The organism is Vibrio cionasavignyae (assembly GCF_050337155.1).
Lineage (GTDB): Bacteria > Pseudomonadota > Gammaproteobacteria > Enterobacterales > Vibrionaceae > Vibrio > Vibrio nomapromontoriensis.
In genome coordinates, this window is record NZ_JAKJSR010000012.1 from 280,264 (window position 1) to 301,120 (window position 20,857).

The 20,857-nt window shown below is 44.8% G+C and carries 17 protein-coding genes and 1 pseudogene; 3 read left to right on the forward strand and 15 right to left on the reverse strand.

Annotated features, from left to right (window positions below; translation table 11 throughout):
- Positions 1-91: 91 nt before the first annotated feature.
- The 11 genes and pseudogenes from L4D74_RS09115 to L4D74_RS09165 form a co-directional block, all read right to left on the reverse strand.
- Positions 92-1,471: an O-antigen ligase family protein gene (locus L4D74_RS09115; RefSeq protein ID WP_428751815.1), complete on the reverse strand. Its 1,380-nt coding sequence runs from the start codon at positions 1,469-1,471 to the stop codon at positions 92-94.
- Positions 1,472-2,881: a lipopolysaccharide biosynthesis protein gene (locus L4D74_RS09120; RefSeq protein ID WP_428751816.1), complete on the reverse strand. Its 1,410-nt coding sequence runs from the start codon at positions 2,879-2,881 to the stop codon at positions 1,472-1,474.
- Positions 2,874-4,052: a glycosyltransferase family 4 protein gene (locus tag L4D74_RS09125; protein ID WP_428751817.1), complete on the reverse strand. Its 1,179-nt coding sequence runs from the start codon at positions 4,050-4,052 to the stop codon at positions 2,874-2,876. Before L4D74_RS09125 ends, L4D74_RS09120 begins: the two co-directional genes overlap by 8 nt.
- Positions 4,045-5,277: a glycosyltransferase gene (locus L4D74_RS09130; RefSeq protein WP_428751818.1), complete on the reverse strand. Its 1,233-nt coding sequence runs from the start codon at positions 5,275-5,277 to the stop codon at positions 4,045-4,047. The genes L4D74_RS09125 and L4D74_RS09130 overlap by 8 nt, the downstream gene beginning before the upstream one ends.
- A gap of 223 nt (positions 5,278-5,500) precedes the next feature.
- Positions 5,501-6,571 (reverse strand): glycosyltransferase family 4 protein, encoded by a 1,071-nt coding sequence (locus tag L4D74_RS09135; RefSeq protein WP_428751819.1) that lies wholly within the window; start codon positions 6,569-6,571, stop codon positions 5,501-5,503.
- Positions 6,555-8,135 carry a sigma 54-interacting transcriptional regulator gene (locus tag L4D74_RS09140; RefSeq protein WP_428751820.1) on the reverse strand — a complete coding sequence of 527 codons (1,581 nt, stop codon included), beginning with the start codon at positions 8,133-8,135 and terminating at the stop codon, positions 6,555-6,557. The genes L4D74_RS09135 and L4D74_RS09140 overlap by 17 nt, the downstream gene beginning before the upstream one ends.
- Before the next feature lie 160 nt (positions 8,136-8,295).
- Positions 8,296-9,003: a P-loop NTPase family protein gene (locus L4D74_RS09145; protein ID WP_428751821.1), complete on the reverse strand. Its 708-nt coding sequence runs from the start codon at positions 9,001-9,003 to the stop codon at positions 8,296-8,298.
- Positions 9,003-11,021 (reverse strand): annotated as a pseudogene (locus L4D74_RS09150) (SLBB domain-containing protein); the annotation flags it as partial. The pseudogene L4D74_RS09150 and the gene L4D74_RS09145, both read right to left, overlap by 1 nt.
- An 83-nt stretch (positions 11,022-11,104) precedes the next feature.
- Positions 11,105-11,932 carry an OmpA family protein gene (locus L4D74_RS09155; protein WP_428751822.1) on the reverse strand — a complete coding sequence of 276 codons (828 nt, stop codon included), beginning with the start codon at positions 11,930-11,932 and terminating at the stop codon, positions 11,105-11,107.
- A gap of 41 nt (positions 11,933-11,973) precedes the next feature.
- The gene (locus L4D74_RS09160) at positions 11,974-12,306 is read right to left on the reverse strand and encodes an STAS domain-containing protein (RefSeq protein ID WP_265673466.1); all 333 of its coding nucleotides are present in this window, start codon (positions 12,304-12,306) and stop codon (positions 11,974-11,976) included.
- Between the two features lie 180 nt (positions 12,307-12,486).
- A complete protein-coding gene (locus tag L4D74_RS09165) occupies positions 12,487-14,748 on the reverse strand; it encodes a YgiQ family radical SAM protein (protein WP_428751913.1) in 2,262 nt (753 codons plus the stop codon).
- A 200-nt stretch (positions 14,749-14,948) separates the two neighbouring features.
- Here L4D74_RS09165 and L4D74_RS09170 point away from each other — a divergent pair, with 200 nt between their 5' ends.
- Together L4D74_RS09170 and L4D74_RS09175 are read left to right on the forward strand one after the other, a co-directional pair.
- Positions 14,949-15,632 (forward strand): hypothetical protein, encoded by a 684-nt coding sequence (locus tag L4D74_RS09170; RefSeq protein ID WP_428751823.1) that lies wholly within the window; start codon positions 14,949-14,951, stop codon positions 15,630-15,632.
- Positions 15,633-15,782: 150 nt separating this feature from the next.
- Positions 15,783-15,983, forward strand: coding sequence for a DUF4250 domain-containing protein (locus tag L4D74_RS09175; RefSeq protein ID WP_428751824.1), 201 nt, complete (start codon positions 15,783-15,785; stop codon positions 15,981-15,983).
- A 96-nt stretch (positions 15,984-16,079) separates the two neighbouring features.
- Here L4D74_RS09175 and L4D74_RS09180 read toward each other — a convergent pair whose 3' ends face one another.
- Genes L4D74_RS09180 through L4D74_RS09195 form a run of 4 tightly spaced genes read right to left on the reverse strand, consistent with a single transcriptional unit; the run spans position 16,080 to position 19,167 of the window.
- A complete protein-coding gene (locus L4D74_RS09180) occupies positions 16,080-16,568 on the reverse strand; it encodes a YchJ family metal-binding protein (RefSeq protein WP_428751825.1) in 489 nt (162 codons plus the stop codon).
- Between the two features lie 12 nt (positions 16,569-16,580).
- Positions 16,581-17,813: an EAL and HDOD domain-containing protein gene (locus tag L4D74_RS09185; protein ID WP_428751914.1), complete on the reverse strand. Its 1,233-nt coding sequence runs from the start codon at positions 17,811-17,813 to the stop codon at positions 16,581-16,583.
- Between the two features lie 60 nt (positions 17,814-17,873).
- Positions 17,874-18,638: a UDP-2,3-diacylglucosamine diphosphatase gene (lpxH, locus tag L4D74_RS09190; RefSeq protein WP_428751826.1), complete on the reverse strand. Its 765-nt coding sequence runs from the start codon at positions 18,636-18,638 to the stop codon at positions 17,874-17,876.
- A 34-nt stretch (positions 18,639-18,672) separates the two neighbouring features.
- Complete coding sequence (locus L4D74_RS09195) at positions 18,673-19,167, reverse strand: peptidylprolyl isomerase (RefSeq protein WP_428751828.1); 495 nt, start codon at positions 19,165-19,167, stop codon at positions 18,673-18,675.
- A gap of 238 nt (positions 19,168-19,405) precedes the next feature.
- Here L4D74_RS09195 and cysS point away from each other — a divergent pair, with 238 nt between their 5' ends.
- The gene (cysS, locus tag L4D74_RS09200; protein ID WP_428751829.1) at positions 19,406-20,788 is read left to right on the forward strand and encodes a cysteine--tRNA ligase; all 1,383 of its coding nucleotides are present in this window, start codon (positions 19,406-19,408) and stop codon (positions 20,786-20,788) included.
- Positions 20,789-20,857: the final 69 nt, after the last annotated feature.

Sequence of the window (20,857 nt, forward strand, 5' to 3'; positions counted from 1 at the left end):
GTCCTTGTCAAAAAGCTAGAGGTCTTCATAGAATTACAAGAAGCGAGCCAACTATTTTAGTTGTTTTAAAACAGTTACTTACGAACTGTTGTTATTGGTGTTCGTGAGCGTTCTCAAATTGAGAAGCAATTTGTGACACGGCGATAGTGAGTGCAGCGAGGAGATAAATAGGCCAATTGAAGCCTTGAGTAAGAAAGGTACCAGAAACGATGGTGCCGATTAATCCACTGTAGACGGCGAGTGCCATTGATAAAAGATAAGGGGGAACATCGATTTGGCTATCGATGGTCTGAAGGGTTTGGCGAGCGCATTTTACTAAAGAATAGATAAACATGATGAATAGCCCTAGACCTAAAAAACCGGTTTCGGCTAACACGCCAAACCATGTACTGTGAACCGCATGATTGACGCCATCCCAATGGGGGCTGTAGAAAAAATAGTTATAATAAAAATTATCCAAACCTACACCAAAGATTGGATTATCTAGTGCCATTTTATAAGCCGCTTCCCACGCATACAGCCGCCCCATTGCGGACGCATCAATCCCAGCTTCTTCCGAACCGCCAGAAGCGCGGTCAGAGATACCGGCAACCGCGTATAAAACAAGTGCGGCAATTCCGCCGATAGAAAAGAATAAGGTTTTAGATTGAATAAGTCGCCAAGCATAGACTCCGAATACGGACATTGAGCCAAGCAACCCTCCACGACTTTGAGTCGCGATAACGGCGAGCAACAACACGATAGAGGTAATGAAAGAAAAAGTACGAAAAAAGCCACCTATCCCTTTTGTCGTCGCAGCGCCGACAGAAAACGCCAGTGGGAACATTAGCACTAACGCGAGATCGTTTGGGTCGCCAAGCATAGAGCCAAAATCTCGCCCAATAGTTACACGTGAGCCTTCAACCAACCCAATACCGTTAACGGAATTAAACAAGGCAACGCAACCCACGAGTAACCCAGAAGTTACCATCAAAAAAGAGAAGCGAGACAGCTCTTTGGGAGACGTGATAAGCCACGATACCGCCAATGTCATGACCATGATTTTCCAATAGGTGCCATTGAACATAGCCAGAGCGACTCCTCTATTGGCTGCGAGAATCACGCCGACAATGACCAGTCCCCAAAAGGCAAGCAGCCAAATATAGGTTTGGTGCCAATAGAGTTTGACTTGCTGGCTGATGAGCGTATGCCAAAGTAAAGCACCAAGTGCCCCTGCAGACAGTATTAGTGGGAACTTTAAAGGGTAAAGGACCGGGAAAACCTCATGGATTCGGAAAAATGAAAAGACAATGAAGAGGGTCACGAGCCAAAAGGTTTGACTAAGAACAAATAAAATTGCTATGGGCAATAAACTGAGTGCTAGCCCCAATACCGGGTGAGGAATGAACCACCAAATAAGGCCAACGCACAAGGTAACCCCAAGGCTGAGCAAACCATGTTTTGCGGTTGGGTTAGCATGCGTTGTTGTCATTTAAGGCTCACTCTGCTGCTGTAGGGTTGGCAGTTGGGTTAATGCAAAACGCTGCAGCAATAATGCGGTTAATAGAATAAAAATAGGTGAGAGGACGCTCATGAGCAAGCGAGTCGTCATGTCCTGTACATAGATAGACAGGAAACAAAAACTTATGGATAGTGTCGCTAAAGCAAGTAATGAACCACAGTCATAATAGAGACGGTACAAACGGTGACTGACGATACTAATAGCGACAAACCGTCCAATGCCCACTAGGGATAGGACCGTTAGTATGGCGATTATTCCCCACTGGCCTGCAAAAAAAGCGCTAGAAACGCCGACGACGGCACTGATTAAGTTGATGGTGAATAGGTGTTGAGTCTGTTTGCGATAAAGAATGCCGATGTTAGTGATTTCACCCATTTCCTTGAACATGGCGATCATAAGGGCGGGAACGATGAAAGTGATGGCAGGCTCGTAGTCGATGGGCAACGCGATTGAAATAAACAGCGGGGCAGCATAACTCATCGCTGCGACAAGCATAAAAATATAGATGAGTCCGGCTTGCGATATTCTGATGACTGCCGTGCGGCCTTGTTCTTTAATCATCTGAAATCGTTTTGGCATCCACCACATACCGAAAGGCTGAACTAATAGGCACATGGCAAGCGCAAATTTAGCCGCGATGGCGTATAGCCCAAGTTCCAGTAGTGATGTATTCGCCGCGAGTATCCATCTTTCCGCACCACTTAGGCCAAAGGCAACAAGGCCTGAACCGACAATGGGTAGGCTGTAAATAAGGTACTGTTTCACCTGTGAACTTGGCATTTTTCGCAAACGAAACTGGTTTGCGACTTGTAGCGCCACCATTTGGAATAATGTCGCCACCAGGCCTGCCCAAAGAATGGCACCCACTGTTGCGTGTAGATTGAGCGCTATAACGATCCAGATGACTTGAATGAGACTGGCGATTGCACTAATGATGAAAAATGAGCGAGCTTTGTCCTGCATTCGAAGCCAAGCAGTGGAGACAGAGAGTGGTCCAGTAAAGAGTACGCTCACTAATACCAGTAGCAGTTCTTTATGCGTTATAGGAGACAGAAGCTGGTGGTCTAGAGTAAACGCTAACAAACAAAGTGGTAGACCGATAATAGCGGCTACTAAGCACGATAAACTAAAGAGTCGATTAGCGATTACGTATTGTTTTTTTACAGAGGTAAAGTGACCAGCATATCGATAAAGGGCTTCATGAAGGCAAAAGGTAATGAATAAGCCAACAAACACGCTAATTGTTGCCAGTAGTTCAAGCTTACCAATTTGTTCTGGCGCTAAATATCGAGTAATGAACGGCAGCATGATGAGTGAAAGCCCTCGTGTCACGACAATGCTAAAGCCATAAGTGATGAAGTGTTGCCACGACTTATTCATGAGAACTTTCTCGTAGGCACATTGGTTGAGAAAGTATCGAAATTGAATGAGCGGCATCGTGATAACAAATATCGGCACGGTAGTTTTGAGCTTTCTCTAATGCTGCAATACTGATTTCTTCGCGTAACAGTGGTGACTGACTGAGTAACACAAGTTTATCTGCAAGAGACTGTGCATTGTTTGCTTGATACTTCAAGCAATCAACGTTATCGGTGAGTACTTGGTCCCAGTACGCGCCGTCTTCTGGAATGACAGGGCATAAGCCTGTCGCCATCGCTTCAAGTACTGAAAGACCAAAAGGCTCATGGGTACTGGTGGAGACGAAAATACTGCACTGTTTGCGAATATCATCAAGATTGTCTGGTTGCTCGTGCCAACTTAGTGTCGGCACTGGCTGAGGGGCGGCGCATTGATCGTGTTGCGATATCATTGAACTAGGTTTGATGTAACAAATATCGCCTTCAACAGGGCAACTCATGCTCTTTATTGCAGCCGTAAGAAGGTCGAGGTTTTTCCATTTTAGCAGTGATGCTGCCCAAAATACTCGTGCTTGAGATTGTTGGCGAAGACTTGGCCATTGCGATACGCTGAGCCCATTAATGAATGGTGTCGCATTAATATGGCGAAGTTGAGTGCCATCATTTAGCATCGATAATGCGAGCTGAATAGAGGCTTTTGTGCTTTCTAAGTAATAAATCTGGTCAGCTTGTTTTAGGCACCATGCGACAGAGCGAGAATTGCCAACCGGTCCGTGGATGAATTGAATAATCGGCAGTTTAAGTAGGGTTTTGAGCAGGTAAAGTACCATGTCCGACCCTGGCTGAGTTGTCCCTATTAGTAAGGTAGCCTTGGGTAACCAAGTGAGATAAGCCATGCACAAGCATAGGCGAAATAGCAGTACTAAATAAAATGCTCGCCCCGTGATCGACGACATCCAAGATGAAAAAGGAATAGTGAGTATTTTGATTTCCTTTCCCTCACTTCGAGCATACTCTTGCCACCCGCGAGGGTGAGCGGTAATAACGCTGACTGAAAAATCAGGCTCATCACAAACTGAGAGAATGGCTTGAGTGGCGACCTTTGAACCACCATGGAAAGGCATTGGATCAAAGATCACCGCGTGGCGGTTTGGTGTAGACTTGCTGTCAGGAACTGGATTCAAATTAGACATGACGGACACCTCCCACCCAACGGCGCTGAATATACGTTTTTAGTGGTCTTAATGCTGCAAAAAGAGACACACTCTCCTGAGCTTGGTTCTTGATTACTTTGTCGTAGATATGCTCAATTGCACGGGTATTGGTTTCTACACTGAGGTGCTTAGAAACATAGCTATAAGCATGGTCGGCTAGTGCTGGAGATAAGCTTGGAAACTCATCAATGAGTCGGCACCATTGGACTAAGAGCTCATCGTCACCATGATTGTCGAAGAGAAGAGCGCTGGTATTGTGGGTGACAAATTCTGGGATACCGCCTGTGTTTGGGGCAATAATGGGCAACTTAGCTAAGGCTGCTTCGGCGATAACTAGGCCAAATGCTTCTTCTCGAGCTGCGCTGATAAAACCGTCGACACCCCCGATCAGCCATTGCGAGACATTGGATTGTTCACCAACGAAAGTGACATGCTTTTCGATGCGAAGGTGCATAGTGAGGGATTGCAGCGCTTGCCTTAATTCCCCATCGCCAATAACTACCAAGTGCAGGTTCGGGTAGTGGGGAGTAAGTCGAGCTAAAGCATGTAGCAACCGATCGACGCCCTTGCGGTGAATAAGAGAACCTACCGTTGCAAATAGAAGCGTGTCATCAGGGAGTTGAAGTTCCTGTTTTACCCACGATGACGGCAGTTCTTGATACTGTTCTGGTGCAGTCTCTGAGGCTGAGGTATTAGGTATACCATTGTGAATCACATCAAGTTGATCTTTTGGGAAGCCGTCAGCAAGCAGGTTTTTAGAGATGGCATGGCTTACAGTCACGACTCGTGGTGAGAGATGTAACCCAAGCCAAAAACGATCGCGTAGAATATAGTCGGAGTGTAGCTGGGTGACCAAAGGTGTACCCGTTACCTTGGCAACGAGGTTCATCCATTGGCATGGTGCGCCACTGTTGACATGAATAGCATCAATGTCGAATTGCTTAATGAGCGCGATCCCTTTACTGATGAGTTGGAACCAGTTTTTGACGTTGAAATTCGGTTGGTATCCTCCCATTAGTAGTGTGAAATTATCCAGTTGGGAGTCAATGGAGTGGGTCGCCAGCAGATCATTAAGAGTGTGGTTATTCGTCCAGACAACCGGGTGGTACTCTGCGGTGTTTAAGTGGTCGATGAGTTGAATGAGGCATTGCTCACTACCACGAATCCAGTTTTCTCCAAAGTGGACATACAAGATGTTTTTCATATTGGCCTCGCAATCATTCACGCAATAGTTCAATCGATACTTTACTAGAGCAATTGCAATGCCAACAAAATATATGATTAAAAACAATAACTTACAATTTTACTGGCGTGCTTTTAAGGACGAGTGACAGGGATTCTCAATATAGGAATCAGTTTGCAATGTGAGTGGGTTCGCTTGAGAGCAGAGTTAAAGACAGAAAACCGATGGTTTATTGCTCTCAATACTACAGTGATGTTTCTGGTGAGGCGTGTTGGTATAGGTCAAGTAATTGTGGAATGATAATGTCAGTACAGTAGTGCTGTTGAATTTGTCGATGAGCCGCTTGGCTGAGCCGTTGGCGCTGTTTAGCTGGCATTTCTAGCCATCTATTGAGTGCGGTCACCATTTCTAGATTGGATTCGACAATCCAGCCATTCTTGTCGGTTTCAATTAATGTGGGCAGTTGCCCTAGCGGGAAACTCATCACGGGTATGCCCCTAGACATGGCTTCTAATGCAGCCATGGGCAACCCTTCAAATCGGGAGGTAATGAGCAGTAGATCGATGCGCTCCCACACTACATCCATGGTTTTTTGTTGGCCATGGAATGTCACGTTGGACGGAGCATTATCTTGCAGCTGCGATAGCATGATCCCGTCTCCATAAATATCGAAGTGACCACTTGGGCAGGATGCTGCGATCTCTAGAAAGCGATCCGGTCCTTTTTCTTCACTCAGACGCCCAACAAAAGCGATTCGGTTGTGGCAATGCGATTGAACAGGCTGAAGTGGAACAAAATTATTAACCAGTGCTGCATCCTGTCTACGAGGTAGCTTTGCCAATATTGCTTCACTGACAGCAATACGCAAATGGTTATAGACTGAACTATAACGGTCTAACCAGTCATATAGCCGAACTTTGCCCGATGGGGTCTCGCCGGCATGGAATGAGGCGACAAAAGCGATGTTGTGGTAACGGCCCCAAACGCGAGTAACCCTCGCTAGAATGTTGGCTTTATAACCGTGGGAGTGGATGACTGCGGGGGTATTTGATGACGCGGTTGCCTGCTGAATCGCACAGTGTAACTGTCGCCATATTGGAACGTTGGGGTAGTGGGTACTGAGTATTAGCGTAGCAATTTGATGTTGTTTGAGTTTTTCAATTAAAGGTGGTGACTCGTCGTACTGGTCAAATATGACCACAACGACGTTTTGCTGGTGGTGCTTCAATCCTTTAGCAAGCTCTAGAACATGCGTTTCTATGCCGCCAAATTGGCTGCTGTCTAAAACAAGCCAAACGTTATTGTTGATAGGCATCTTCCTCAGATTCCCATGCTTGCTTTTTACGGTACACGGTAGATGGGCTGAGTTCGAGCAATACCGCTGCATTCAGGACATTTCCATCACAAAAATCAATAGCTTGTTGGATAGCTTCCCTTTCTATTTGCCACATTGGTCTTATGCCATTGCTATTACTAATGTCTGATGTTGATGAGGAGGCATCGTTGCTTGCAGTGTGCTGCTGAGAAAAGACAGGCTCTGGCTCCATCTCGGGGTGGTGAATATCAGACTTACGGCGTTCGATACCATTGGGTAATACGTCTCTAGCTGCAACATCATGGTTTGTTGACGAAACTTCGCGTATTTGCGAAGGGGGAGTGGTGATTGAGGGATGTTGCGGTGAGACAACGCTCAGAGAAACCGAGGGGCTACCAGATTTCACTTCAGGGGGTAAGTGTTGGACACCAAGCGATTTATCGTCATTAAGTACGACAATATTGCGGATAATGTTTTGAAGCTGTCTCACGTTACCTGGCCACGCGTATTTTTTAAAATAGCGTTGGGCATCTTGTGAAATACTTTGGAAGCGACGGTTATCTTGCTTGGCATACTGGTTTAAGAAATGTTCAGCAAGCGTAACGATATCTTGCCCCCGCTCTCTTAATGGAGGCATATGGACAGGGACCACGTGAACCCGATAGTAAAGGTCTTCCCGGAAACGTCCTTCTTGGACCTCGAGAAGGGGATCACGATTGGTCGCACAGATAATGCGTGTATCGACTTTATGTTCTTTCGTACCACCTAGAGGTGTAAAGGTTCCGGTTTGCAAAAATCGCAGAAGCTTCTTCTGCATCTCTAAATCCATCTCGCACAGTTCGTCTAAGAATAGCGTACCGCCATGGGCGAGGGTTGCTGCGCCTTTTCGATCGGTTGTCGCGCCTGTAAATGCGCCTTTCATGTGACCAAAAACTTCACTCTCCATGAGATCTTTTGGGATAGCACCGCAGTTAATAGCAATAAATGGTTTGTCGCGACGGTCACTTTCATTATGTATTGCGTTAGCGCACACTTCTTTACCCGTGCCACTTTCACCAATAATGAAGACGCTGGCATTGGTGTTTGCGACCGCATCAATAATCTTATATACCCCCTGCATTGGCAGTGAGGCACCGATGAAACCATGAAAATGCTGTCGGTCTAAACGTTGTTGGATATCGTCCAACATGTGCTCAAGTTTTGCTTGCTTCAAATGAATGCTAATCGAGGTTTTGAGACGGTCGGCTCGAATGGGCTTTTCTAAAAAGTCTTTTGCCCCTTTCTGTATTAAGTGAACCGCAATATCAACACTGCCGTGTGCAGTGGCGATAATGACAGGAACTTGCAGGTTTTTTTCTGCAATCCATTCTAATATCACTTCACCTTGCATATCTGGAAGTTGCAAATCGAGAATAACTAGGGCAGGCAATGTGCGTTCAAGCATGCGCTTTGCTTCACCGCCAGTCGCGACATGAATGACGTCGTAGGGTTCATCTTTCAAAAACTGTTTATAGAGTACAGCAAGAGATGACGAGTCTTCTATGAGAAGTACTTTCGGAGTCATGTCTCAGTCCTTGTTCTTGTTATTCATCCTTGATGACTTTAAGCATAGACGAAAACTGAGCATTGTTAATGTTTTTTATCGGTAACAGTATGAAGGTTAAGGTTTTAATCATAAGTTGCACTGTAAAAATGACTATCAAGTCTTAATGGTAGATACATCCTCAAATAGACAATGACAAAAAGCGATTGTTATTGACTGAGCGCTTTAGGCGCGCAGTGAGAGTTTGTGGTAGCCAACTGAATCGATCGATTTCTCGGCAGATCTCTGAAGCGAGAGACGGTTGGTGTTGATAATTTAGAACGGTGCCGAGTACACGGGTACGTTCGCCTTGAGTGAGACGTGTAATGGCATCCTCTACTTGGTTGATGACGGTCACTCCACTTAACACGACCAAAATAGTGCCATCGCACGCATTGGCGACACAAGGTGCAGGAATGTTATTTTTGTTTACGTTGAGAATGGGGGAAGTGTCAATGATCACGCGGTCATACTCTTCTAACCAATGAGTGACTTCTTGTTGTAATAAGCGGGGATCTTTGTAGGTGAGCCTAGTCGCTGGGTCGCTTGGAGCGGCAATACCAAGAAAAACACGGGGCGAGGCATTGTGCTGTACCCACGCTTCGTCAGTCTCTTCTACAGAATGATCTTTGCTATTTAGAGAGAGCGGCAATAAACTCGGGTGATGCATATTGAGGTCGACTAGCAAGGTTCTATATCCTGCAAGTAAATAACGCTCAGTTAATGCTTGGGCAATCGACGAAGTGCCTTCTTCTTCATTACAAGCGGAAATGCACAGGGAGCGACATTGATGAAGCTCTGCATTGAGGTAAATTTCTTCAATCTCTGAGTGAGTCGCCGGAATAGTCATTATAGCGCTCCTATTAAAATAATGGTGGTGGTTAGCTTTAGAATATCGCTAAGACCAAGGCGCGCTTTCTCGGCTAAGCTGTCTCTTCTATCAGGAATATAAATGGTGTCACCAGCTCGAAGTACTGGGAGCTTTCTGATATCAGCAGTTTTACTAAATGACACCAGGTCAAAAGATCGAGCTTGGCCTTGGCAGCAGGACATATTGACCACACTGATTTTTTCTAGGTAGGCTTTATCACTTGGACCACCAGCTTCTGCCAAAATATCTAGGATGGTCATGTTGTCGTTAAATGAATAACGACCGGGATTATTCACGGCGCCAAGTACCCTTACCGTTTCTTCTTTCGGTGTATCAAGCCAGTTTTTATCCTTTTCAGGAAGATAAATGGTATCGCCCGGAAGTACATTAGGTAGTATGGACTCATCCCCGGTTTCAAAGTATAGAGAGAGATTCAACTTACTCACTTTGGCGTAAGTTTTATCGCGATGAGTAACGCGAATATTATGTATATCTGCATCCTTGGTTGGACCATCAGCAGCCGAAAGAATGTCAAGAAAGTGCATCTCTTTTGTGAATCGATAGCGGCCGGGAGCATTGACTTGGCCAAATACGTAAATTGATGCATCTGAGCTTTGTCTAACCCATTGTGATTTATTGTCTGACGGATCTTGCGGTAGATCGTGAATGCGAACAATGGTGCCTGCGGTAATATAAGGCAGTCCCGATTGAGGCGCGCCATTTTTAATGAACTTATCAAGGTCAAAAACCTTCATTTTTCTACCATTAGCGATTTCAATCTTTGTCGTATCAGCCCTCAGGGTCGGACCTCCAACATGCGCCAATAAGTCCATTAAATCCATTTCATCTGACCACTCGATACGGCCAGGGCGCACCACTTCACCAATAACATTAACCGCACGGTCAGGGGCTATTTTTAGCCATGACTTTTCATTCATGTCGGTCTTTTCTGGTACGAAAATCGCGTCTCCAGGGCCAATGTCCGGTGCTCTATTCCCTTTAAGTCCTTCTGTAAAAGCGGTCATATCGAATTTAACGACCTTTCCGCTTGCTTTGATGACTCTAATTTGACGTGACTCCGCAAATCGAGTTGGTCCTCCTGCATTGGCAAGGATATCCATAAATGTTGCGCCACGCTTTCCTTCGTAAGCACCGGGACTCGCAACTTCACCCATGACATAAACGGTGTTCGCTCCAGATTTGATTTCCTCTTCTTGTTTTGGCACAAAAATGGTCGCGCCAGCAACCAACGGAGGAAGCTGTGAGGTATCGCCAGAGTCTAAGTAACGTTTAAGGTTAAATAATATTGGGACATTGTTACTAATGACTCGAATTTGTTCGACACCCGCGTAGCGAGTAACGCCTCCGGCGCGCATAAGAATGTCGACAAGGTCGGTACCAGATTTGTAAGAAAACGAACCGGGCGCATTCACTTCGCCAAACACCTTGATGGCTTTTTTTGCGTCAGCACTGTCACCAGCATCCGCGAGTTTAGAGGGATCAAACTCTTGTTCTATGTTGCCCACGAGTGGGGAGGCCGGAACAAATAGCGTATCAAGTGATTGTAAGGTGGGCAGGTTGTTATCATCTCCTGTATCAAGAAAACGCTTGTAATCAAAATCTTGACGTTCAGCGCCTCTTTTTAGAATCATCTTATTTAGCTGTGCGCCAGAGCGTAGACCGCCTGCGGCGTGCAAGGCCATTTGGATATTAGAATTGTGGGGAAGAGTATATTCGCCCGGAGATGTCACATAGCCTTGAACGGATACGAGTATTTGTCGTTCAGCGATGTACACCTTAGCATTCGTTGTATCACGGAAGGCTTGGGATAACGCGGTGGTTACCGTTGTTGCAAGTTGTTCTTCATCGTAGCCGGCGACAAAAATAGTCCCGACTTCTGGGAGTGAGATCCGACCGCGCTTATCGACTTGAAAGCCTCGATTAAGCGTCGACTCGCCGGGTAAGTCTACTTGAATCAGGTCACCAACTTGAACTTGTTTTGTCTCAGCATGAAGTGACAATGATACTAGAAGAAGCAAGCTGGTTAGGTAATACAGAGCCGGAGCCAATATTGATTTCATTATAATGCCTCCATCGCAGTGCTGCTGGCATCGTCGGCAAGGACTTCAATGCTGACTCGGCGGTTTGTTAAGCGAACACCATCGGAATTACCTTCATATAGTGGCAATTCATCTCCTAGGGAATAGGTATCAATTCTTTGAGGGTTTAAGCCGAATATAGACAGGTAGCGTTTAACTTGCTGCGCTCGACCTAAAGCGAGTTTGTCATTGTGTTCACTGCTACCAGTAATATCGGCATGACCAGTTACGGAAAGGCGAATAGAAGTGTGACGTTTTAGGATATTCGCCGCTTCGGCAAGGTGCCCCATGTACTTTGGGTTAATTTCCGTTGAATCTACGGCAAATTGATTATCAACGTTAAGAAGGTCGTAAATCTGTTGGACGACTTGCATCAAGTTGTTGAAATCGTCACCTTGCATTGGGGGTGCGCAGGCTGCTTGTGAGCGAAAGTAGTCGAGACGTAGTTCCAAGTCATTAAGCTTTTTGCGTTGAATAACGATATCATTGGCGGCGTCAATCCATAGTCCACCTTCTAGTTCTCTCGCAATACGATTTTGTTTTTCTTGGGCTTGTAATACGGCGGCTGGGAAACACCAGCTCGCCCCCTCACGAATGAGTGAGTCAAGCTGAAGCTTTGCGAGTTTCCAATCAAATCTTAGTCCGTGCTCTGGGCCTAGTGGTTCATCTGGCATGACGGGGGAAAAATCTGAACCCGCGTATTGTTCTGCAACGCCACCCGTTCCTTCTTCAGGGTAGCTTGAACACGCCGCTAACAGCAAAATAGCGGCGGAAACAGTGGCAACTTTTACGTGAGAAAATATATCCATATATTACTCCTAGCTCAACGTGATGAAGCCAAACGCTGTTGTTATAAGTATTCGTTGTTGACGTGCGTGTTGACTGGGATAGCTTGCCCAATTCTTAATAACTTCATGATTTGCAATGGCTGACCCGTGACGTTTTCTATTCTCATTATGCGTTCACGTTCAATCAGACGCTTATACAAATAAACAATAGCACCGATGCCTGAAGAATCCATAAAGTGGACCTTCTTTAGGTCTACTTCGACTTCATGATGCCAATCGTTGTGGATAATGTTATCAATTTCAGTCTGGGCTTCGCGGCTACCTCTTGCATCAAAGTCTCCAAAAAGCTGCACTCGTAGAGTATGGTTATTGGTTTCTGCTTTAACTAGTTCCATGTCTATTGCCTCGAAAGTGTGGTGACAATATTGAAAAAGCATCAACTGTGCCAGTTTATTAAAGTGCGTCTTATCAGATAGTTAACCAATTAGAAAGGTTGGTTTCTCAAAATAAAAAAAGCGCGTCTCAATATGAGAAGCGCTTTTTAATGCAGAGAGTAGACGGAGTATACTTAGCCTCTATCGCGTTCGTGGCTTGCGATTCTTGTTAGGTTTACCTGCTGAGTGCGGCGCATTATTGGTACGACTACCATTACTGCGGTTGTCATTATTTCGACCGCCTGATGCCTTTGGTCCTTTGCTATTTCTTGGTTTATCGGTACGGATATCCGGCTGCCCTTTGGTGTGCTTGGTGGCAAAACGGTTTGCACCATGACGTCCTGACTTTCGTCTTTGTGCCGGTGTTTGTGAATCGACATCTTCAGCTGGGACCAAGCAGCTTGCTTTATCACCAATAAGGTAGGCTTTGCCCATATTGGTTAAGGCTTCTCTGATCATCGGCCAGTTTGCCGGATCGTGGTAGCGTAATAGTGCTTTGTGTAGGCGACGTTGACGTTCCCCTTTTGCTACAGGTACGTCTTCACGCTTCTTGTATTTCACTCGTTTTAACGGGTTTGTTTCTGAGTAATACATTGATGTCGCGTTACACATTGGAGAAGGGTAGAAGTTTTGTACTTGGTCGCACTCGAACTCATTGCGCTTTAACCAAAGTGCAAGGTTCAACATGTCCTCATCCTCTGCTCCAGGGTGAGCTGAAATAAAGTAAGGGATCAGATATTGTTTCTTACCTGCCTCTTTACTGTATTTCTCGAACATCTCTTTAAAGCGGTCATAGGTACCCATACCTGGTTTCATCATAAGATCCAGTGGGGCTTTCTCTGTATGTTCAGGAGCAATTTTTAAATAGCCACCGACATGGTGAGTGACCAACTCGCGAACGTATTCTGGTGACTCAATTGCCAAGTCATATCGAACTCCAGAAGCAATCATCACCTTTTTAATACCATCAACTTTTCTTGCCGATCGATAAAGATCGATGGTGTGTTTATGGTCGGTATTGAGTTTGTTACAGATTCCAGGGAACACACATGATGGGCGACGACAGTTCGCTTCAGCTTTAGGGTCCGAACAGCCTAAGCGATACATATTCGCTGTTGGGCCACCTAGGTCAGAGATAGTGCCAGTAAATCCAGGAACTTTATCTCGGATTTCTTCGAGCTCTCCGATGATCGACTCTTTTGAGCGGTTTTGAATAATACGACCTTCATGTTCTGTAATAGAACAGAATGAGCAACCACCAAAGCAACCACGCATGATATTGACGGACGTTTTGATCATGTCATATGCCGGAATTTTAGCCTTACCATACATTGGATGTGGAACACGTGCGTAAGGTAAGCTAAACACATAATCCATCTCTTCCGTGGCGAGAGGAATAGGAGCTTGGTTAACCCATAATTCACGATTACCGTGGCGCTGAATGAGCGCTCTACCTGAATATGGATTGGTTTCTAGGTGCATGACACGGCTTGCATGCGCATATAGAATACGGTCATTGTTCAGCTTTTCAAACGGAGGAAGTCGAACTGCTGTCGTCTTGGAGTCGTGTCGTGATGGTCTAATTGCGATCGGTTTTGCTTCTACCGTGACATCGGGTTCTTTTTTATTGGTGTCGCAATTGCTCTCTACGGCGTAAGGGTTTTGTGGTACGAACGCCTTACCTGGTTTCTCAATTCGAGAAGAATCGATGATGGTATAACCTTCAGGCTCTGCTGGAAGGTTGATCGCTGTACCACGAATGTTGGTTAATGTGGCGATGTCCTCTCCGTCAGCCAGGCGATGAGCGACTTCAACCAAGGCACGCTCAGCATTCCCGAAAAGCAGTATGTCCGCTTTCGCATCAAATAAAACCGAACGACGGACTTTGTCAGACCAGTAGTCGTAATGGGCAATGCGACGTAGGCTAGCTTCTATGCCACCGAGTACAATTGGGCATTCTTTGTAGGCTTCACGGCAGCGCTGAGAATAGACTAGTGTTGCACGGTCTGGACGTTTGCCACCCTCGTTATTTGGTGTATAAGCGTCGTCGTGACGAAGCTTTTTGTCCGCGGTATAACGGTTTATCATGGAGTCCATGTTCCCGGCAGTAATACCAAAGAACAGGTTAGGCTGACCGAGAGTCATAAAAGCGTCTTTATTTTGCCATTCTGGTTGAGCAATGATGCCAACTCGAAAGCCTTGCGCTTCTAACAAACGACCAATGATCGCCATACCAAAGCTAGGGTGATCGACATAAGCGTCGCCGGTTACAATAATAATGTCACAGCTGTCCCAACCAAGTGCGTCCATTTCTTTTCTGCTTGTTGGCAGAAAGGGAGCGACACCGAAGCATTCTGCCCAGTATTTTTTGGTTTCATGGATTGGGGTTATGTCGTTGTACATGAGTTGACCTCTAACTTTGGAGGCGCGCATTATATACTCCTAACTCAGAGACTTCAAAACTAATGACTTTGTCATTAGAGTCTATAAGGATATAGCCTGTAGGGTTATAGCAGTAAGTGGAAAGCGCGGAGAGGGAATAGTAAATTATGCTGAGCTGATATATTATCAGCGCACTTTTAGCCCAGTCATCACTTGGAATTATGGTTACTGCAATATTAACACTTTTGGCACCAGCCCTTACGATCACCCTTTTAATCCTTACGCTCATTTTGGCCAAAGGCGATATTTGTCCGGGGCAGCGAGGTCGTATCCATAAGCTTTTTCCGGCTATCGGCCTTTTGTGGCTCGCTATTGCGTCATTAAAAGTAGAAGCATTTCTGGTTGTTTTCGCTATTTTCTATTTTTACTCAAAAGTGAAAACCGGAAAAACAAGAGATAAAGGGCCATTTTGGGTTATCCATTTAGCGAATGGCTTTGGATTGGCATTTTCTGGCATTGTTATTTCTTCCCAAGCCACATTAGGGCAGGGCGTTGCGTTGTTGATCTCTGGACTGCTACTCGGCTGTGCGTTTGCCCACTTGCTGCTGGTGATTGCGCGTTCTCGCTTGCAAGCATTCCATAAAATCTTACCTCTAACTGGTGTGATATTGGCAATGGCGTTTGCATTGGTATTTTTAGTCAACGCCTATCACTGGCCTGAAGAAGTAGCACAGGGCTATTTAATCGAATTACTCATGTCATTCTTGATGTTGTTGGCTGGTATTGTGTGCTGGATCTGGCACCTTATCCGCCATACCGCACCGGAAAAACGCCAACTAAGTTTTGCTTTTTTCTGCTTGCTTTCTGCTTGTGTCGGGCTATTTAGACTGTATTCCTTTATGTAGATGTAGATGTAGATGTAGATGTAGATGTAGATGTAGATGTAGATGTAGTTGCCTTTGAGTGAATCGTGTCACGGTCTGTGACAGCTACCTGTCTATTTGGTTAAAAAAGGCTAGTCTTAAAAAGACTGGCCTTTTTTAGGGAGTATGACTATGGATTTGAGTAATGTAAGTAGTTTTGACAGTATTATTTTATTGGGTATCGTCAATGAGAAACTGCGCTTAGAGTGCGACTCCTTTGAAGAACTGGTTTGCATGTATGAGATGGATGTCGAGGGCGTGATAAGCAAGCTTGATATGTTAGGTTATCAGTATGATCCGCTCACTAATCAATTTAAGGCCTATCAGAGGTAACATTGAAAACAGCACGTTGCTGACGTGCTGTTTTCCTTAGTCGTCTTGATTGCTGAGTACGTATGAATCGGACAAATAATGAGCGGTGTGAGATAACTAGCCGCAACACTTCTTATATTTTTTATTGCTACCACATGGACAAGGATCATTTCTTGCTACTTTGCTTGACGCAACAGTAAGCGGACGAGGGGCGATGCTGTCATCTAGCTCACCATCAACGTAATACCACTGGTTGTTTTCAAACAGGAATCGAGAGCATTCTGAAAGGCAATGTTCAAACCCATCTTGCTCAAGAAAGGCTTTAAATGTCACATACCCTTCATTTGGATTCGTGCCCGCTTCGGTACTTACCACTTCAAGTTTGGTCCAACGCTCATTGATAGACTCGGCAATGGATGCTCGTTCATTTTCAGCGTGACAGCTAGGATGATAGGTTGCGACAACAAAATCGACATTTTTTGTCATATGAGCACAAAAGCGCGCGCGCATTAATTGCTCTGGTGTATTGGCTAAAAGAGGGTTGAGATGAACGGGTTGGCAACAAGCAGAAAAATCTACTTGGCTACCACAAAAGCAAAGTGACATAGTTGGTCCAGATTAAGCGTGAGCGTGATATTCAGATTCGATCGTAAGTAGATCTTCGGTCCATTTTATCGCATCGTCGTAGTGCTTTGCTAGTCTATCATCATTCAGTCGTAACTTGTCGCGAATCGAGATGACAGAGCACCAGTCAGCACTTTCGTACGCTTTAACTAAGCAAAGGATATCGCCCAGCTTACCTTGCTTGATCACCAGTGCGGACTTAACCAGATTATTGATTGGCATTTTATGAACTAGCTCTTCTAAAGGTTGGTCAAACAGCGAATCTAGCAAAGAAAACATACCTGTTAGAAAGCCAAGCCCATCTTCAATATTGCTATCTAAATCTTGTAGGATGAGTTCACAAAATCGAGCGCGTTGTATCGACAGGCTATAAAGTGAGTCTGGTTTGTCGTCTTGCGTTGATGTAATGGCGACTAAGGAAATAAACTTGCGTAAACGATCGTCTCCTAAATAGACCAATGCTTGCTTAAATGACTTAATTTCTGCTCGGATCAAATAGGATGAATTAACGAATGTGAGTAGTTTGTATGACAACGTCACGTCAACAGAGAACAAGCGTTCAAGCTCATCGTAATTAATATCAGGGTTAGAAATTTCTTTGCACAGTTGAACCACTGTTAAAAACGACGGCTTGATTTGTTTACGTCGTATCAACTGTGGTTTGCTAAAGAAATAGCCTTGGAATTGCGTGAATCCGATCGCCTTGGCCTGTTCGAACTCTTCATAGGTCTCTACTTTTTCGGCAAGAAAAGTAATGTTGTGTGGCTGCAACTTTTCAATCAATGCTTTTGCTTTGTCGAGGGAAAACTGGCGAATATCAACCTTAATGATAGAGATATAGGGCAGGAAAGGCAGCCATTCTTTTTTAGGAATGAAATCGTCCAGAGCAATGGTATAGCCCGCATTTGCCATCTTTTTGATTGCAAATAATAATTCTTGTGTCGGCTCACAGCTTTCAAGAATCTCAACCACCAAATTGTCTTTCGGGAAAAGGGTTGGGACCAGATTGACCAGACTTTGATAAGGAAAGTTCACGAAGCCAAGTTTATCGCCAATCGTACTGTAATGCGTTGCCAGAAAATGTTCCGAAAGTAGTCGGTTAGTGGCGATATCTGGGTCGATATCAGGAAACGTATTATTTGGGCCATCCCTAAAGAGTAACTCATAACCAACTGTTTTTTGTTGGATATCTAAAATAGGTTGTCTGGCAATGTACGAGTATTTCAAATTTGGCATCATGATCTCATAAACGTATCAACTATCTTAACGTTTAATAGGTAACGTTGACTATCGATCTGTCGGATTTTCTGTGGAATGGCTCATGCTTTCAACAAAATCTCGTACTTGTAGTTCTTGTTTTTCTGGCGTACAGACCAACACAGAGCCTTGGGTGTACCAATCTCCTAAGACGATACGCGTATATTCTTCGGTTCCAAGATTGAATGTATGAATATTCGGACGGTGCGTATGACCATGAATCATCATACCTACGTCTTCCGCCTTCATTACGGTTTCCACCGCGCTTTGTGCGACATCCATAATGTCGAGCGATTTTTCAACTTTCTCTACACGGATATCGCCTTGTATCTTATTAACAATACGCTGTCTTGTAAAGAATGGGAGGCGATTAAAAATCCATTGCAGCCAAGGCTGATTGACCTTTGCACGGTAAGCTAAGTATTTTGTGTCGTCAGTACACAGCGTATCACCATGTAATACCACAACTTTCTTCCCATACAGGTCAATAACGGTTTGCTCATGTAATAGCGTGACGCCTGTATCGCGACAAAAACGCTTGCCGAGTAAAAAATCACGATTACCTTGCAGAAAAAAGCACGGCACGCCTGAGTTGGTCAATTGCTTAAACTCATGGCGAATAGACTCAGCAAAATCGGACGGGTCATCATCGCCGATCCAGAATTCAAATAAATCACCGAGTACATACAAGGCATCAGCGTGTACCGCTTCATGACGCATAAACTTAATGAAGCATTCCGTTGTGTCGGGAAGAGAAGGCGAGAGGTGCAGGTCAGATATAAATAGTGTCGTCATATTAAAAAGGGGAGAGCCACGCTCTCCCTCACCATTACTCGTGGATCGTTGTGCTGGTAATAATAACTTCTTCTAGTGGTACATCTTGGTGCATACCCATAGAGCCAGTGCTAACGCCTTTGATTTTTTCTACGATATCTAGACCTTCAACAACTTCAGCAAAAACGCAGTAACCCCAACCATCAAGGCTCTCTGAACGGAAGTCTAGGAATTTATTGTCGTTTACGTTGATAAAAAACTGAGAGCTAGCAGAATGAGGTTCCATTGTACGAGCCATAGCCAATGTACCTACTTTGTTGCTTAGGCCATTGTTTGCTTCATTTTTGATAGTTGCACGTGTTGTTTTTTCTTTTAGGCCAGACGTCATGCCGCCGCCTTGAATCATGAAACCATCGATAACACGGTGGAACAAAGTGTTGTCGTAAAAACCATCACGGCAGTACTGTAGAAAGTTTGCACTTGTTTCTGGTGCTTTCTCTTCGTTTAATTGAACCTTGATGTCGCCGAAATTAGTATGAAGGGTGATCATGATGAATACCTATTATCGTGTTTTTATGTTGAAACCACGATTCTAGCTTAACTGAGGTGACAAGCAAACGGGCAAATACACAGATCCGTCACTCAGCGCGTGGTTTTTGTTCGATATTGATGAGATTGGGGTTTCATGACGACAATTTGTGAGTTTTCTTCGTTTAAGCGCTCCATTCTGTTGAGGTTTATGGTTATAATCGACGATACTTTTGAACGTAATAATCCAGATAGAGATCATGTTAAAAATATACAACACACTGACGAGACAAAAAGAGGAATTCAAACCTATTCATGCTGGCAAAGTTGGTATGTATGTCTGTGGGGTCACTATTTACGATCTCTGTCATATTGGTCACGGCCGTACGTTTGTATCTTTTGACGTTGTATCTCGTTATCTTCGATACGTTGGTTACGATCTAAACTTCGTACGTAACATCACCGATATTGATGACAAAATCATCAAGCGAGCGAATGAAAATGGCGAAAGCTGTGATTCACTTACTGAGCGTTTGATTGGTGAAATGCATGCAGACTTTGATGCGCTAAATATGAAGCGCCCTGATGTTGAGCCTCGTGCCACTCAGTTTATTGAAGAAATCGTAGCGCTTGTCGAGCGTCTTATTGAACGAGGCTTTGCTTATGTTGCTGACAACGGTGATGTAATGTTTGAAGTCGGTAAATTTGACGATTATGGTCGACTATCTAAGCAAGATCTTGAACAACTGCAAGCGGGTGCTCGTGTTGATATCGAAACGGCGAAACGTAGCCCGCTCGATTTCGTACTGTGGAAAATGTCTAAGCCAGGTGAGCCAACATGGGAATCACCTTGGGGACCTGGTCGTCCAGGTTGGCACATCGAGTGTTCAGCGATGAACTCTTCTATTCTTGGTGACCATTTTGACATTCATGGTGGTGGCTCTGATTTGCAGTTCCCTCACCATGAGAATGAGATTGCTCAATCTTGCTGTGCTCATGACACGCCTTATGTGAATACGTGGATGCATAGCGGAATGGTGATGATCGACAAAGAAAAAATGTCTAAGTCATTAGGCAACTTCTTTACTATTCGTGACGTATTGTCCCACTATGACGCTGAAACGGTACGTTACTTCCTTATGTCTGGTCACTACCGCAGTCAGTTAAACTACAGCGAAGACAATCTAAATATGGCAAGAGCGGCGCTAGAGCGTCTCTATACTTCATTGCGTGGCTTAGATGCGGATGCAGAACCTACGGGTGGCGAAGAGTACGTAACACGTTTTACTACGGCTATGAATGATGACTTTAATACACCAGAAGCCTACTCAGTGCTGTTCGACATGGCTCGTGAAATCAATCGTCTGAAAACTGTCGACGTTGAGCAAGCAAGCCAACTCGGCGCTGTGATGCGTGAACTGGCTGATATTATTGGTATTTTACATCAAGACCCTGAAGCGTTCCTGAAAGGTGATGCTGGCGATGATGATGAAGTGGCTGAGATTGAAGCGTTGATTAAGCTTCGTAACGATTCTCGAGCGTCAAAAGATTGGGCGAATGCTGATTTAGCTCGTAACAAATTGACGGAGATGGGCATTGTTCTTGAAGATGGCGCCGCCGGCACTACATGGCGTCGTAAATAATTCATCAGTGTTTTGAACGTAACGTAAATTATTATCTAGCCCTTGCCTGACAAGGGCTTATTTTTAAGT

Excerpts from the sequence above, each read along its gene's own strand:
- L4D74_RS09115 (WP_428751815.1), bottom strand. The coding sequence starts at position 1,471 with ATGACAACAACGCATGCTAACCCAACCGCAAAACATGGTTTGCTCAGC.
- L4D74_RS09120 (WP_428751816.1), bottom strand. The coding sequence starts at position 2,881 with ATGAATAAGTCGTGGCAACACTTCATCACTTATGGCTTTAGCATTGTC.
- L4D74_RS09125 (WP_428751817.1), bottom strand. The coding sequence starts at position 4,052 with ATGTCTAATTTGAATCCAGTTCCTGACAGCAAGTCTACACCAAACCGC.
- L4D74_RS09130 (WP_428751818.1), bottom strand. The coding sequence starts at position 5,277 with ATGAAAAACATCTTGTATGTCCACTTTGGAGAAAACTGGATTCGTGGT.
- L4D74_RS09135 (WP_428751819.1), bottom strand. The coding sequence starts at position 6,571 with ATGCCTATCAACAATAACGTTTGGCTTGTTTTAGACAGCAGCCAATTT.
- L4D74_RS09140 (WP_428751820.1), bottom strand. The coding sequence starts at position 8,135 with ATGACTCCGAAAGTACTTCTCATAGAAGACTCGTCATCTCTTGCTGTA.
- L4D74_RS09145 (WP_428751821.1), bottom strand. The coding sequence starts at position 9,003 with ATGACTATTCCGGCGACTCACTCAGAGATTGAAGAAATTTACCTCAAT.
- L4D74_RS09155 (WP_428751822.1), bottom strand. The coding sequence starts at position 11,932 with ATGGATATATTTTCTCACGTAAAAGTTGCCACTGTTTCCGCCGCTATT.
- L4D74_RS09160 (WP_265673466.1), bottom strand. The coding sequence starts at position 12,306 with ATGGAACTAGTTAAAGCAGAAACCAATAACCATACTCTACGAGTGCAG.
- L4D74_RS09165 (WP_428751913.1), bottom strand. The coding sequence starts at position 14,748 with ATGTACAACGACATAACCCCAATCCATGAAACCAAAAAATACTGGGCA.
- L4D74_RS09170 (WP_428751823.1), top strand. The coding sequence starts at position 14,949 with ATGGTTACTGCAATATTAACACTTTTGGCACCAGCCCTTACGATCACC.
- L4D74_RS09175 (WP_428751824.1), top strand. The coding sequence starts at position 15,783 with ATGGATTTGAGTAATGTAAGTAGTTTTGACAGTATTATTTTATTGGGT.
- L4D74_RS09180 (WP_428751825.1), bottom strand. The coding sequence starts at position 16,568 with ATGTCACTTTGCTTTTGTGGTAGCCAAGTAGATTTTTCTGCTTGTTGC.
- lpxH (WP_428751826.1), bottom strand. The coding sequence starts at position 18,638 with ATGACGACACTATTTATATCTGACCTGCACCTCTCGCCTTCTCTTCCC.
- L4D74_RS09195 (WP_428751828.1), bottom strand. The coding sequence starts at position 19,167 with ATGATCACCCTTCATACTAATTTCGGCGACATCAAGGTTCAATTAAAC.
- cysS (WP_428751829.1), top strand. The coding sequence starts at position 19,406 with ATGTTAAAAATATACAACACACTGACGAGACAAAAAGAGGAATTCAAA.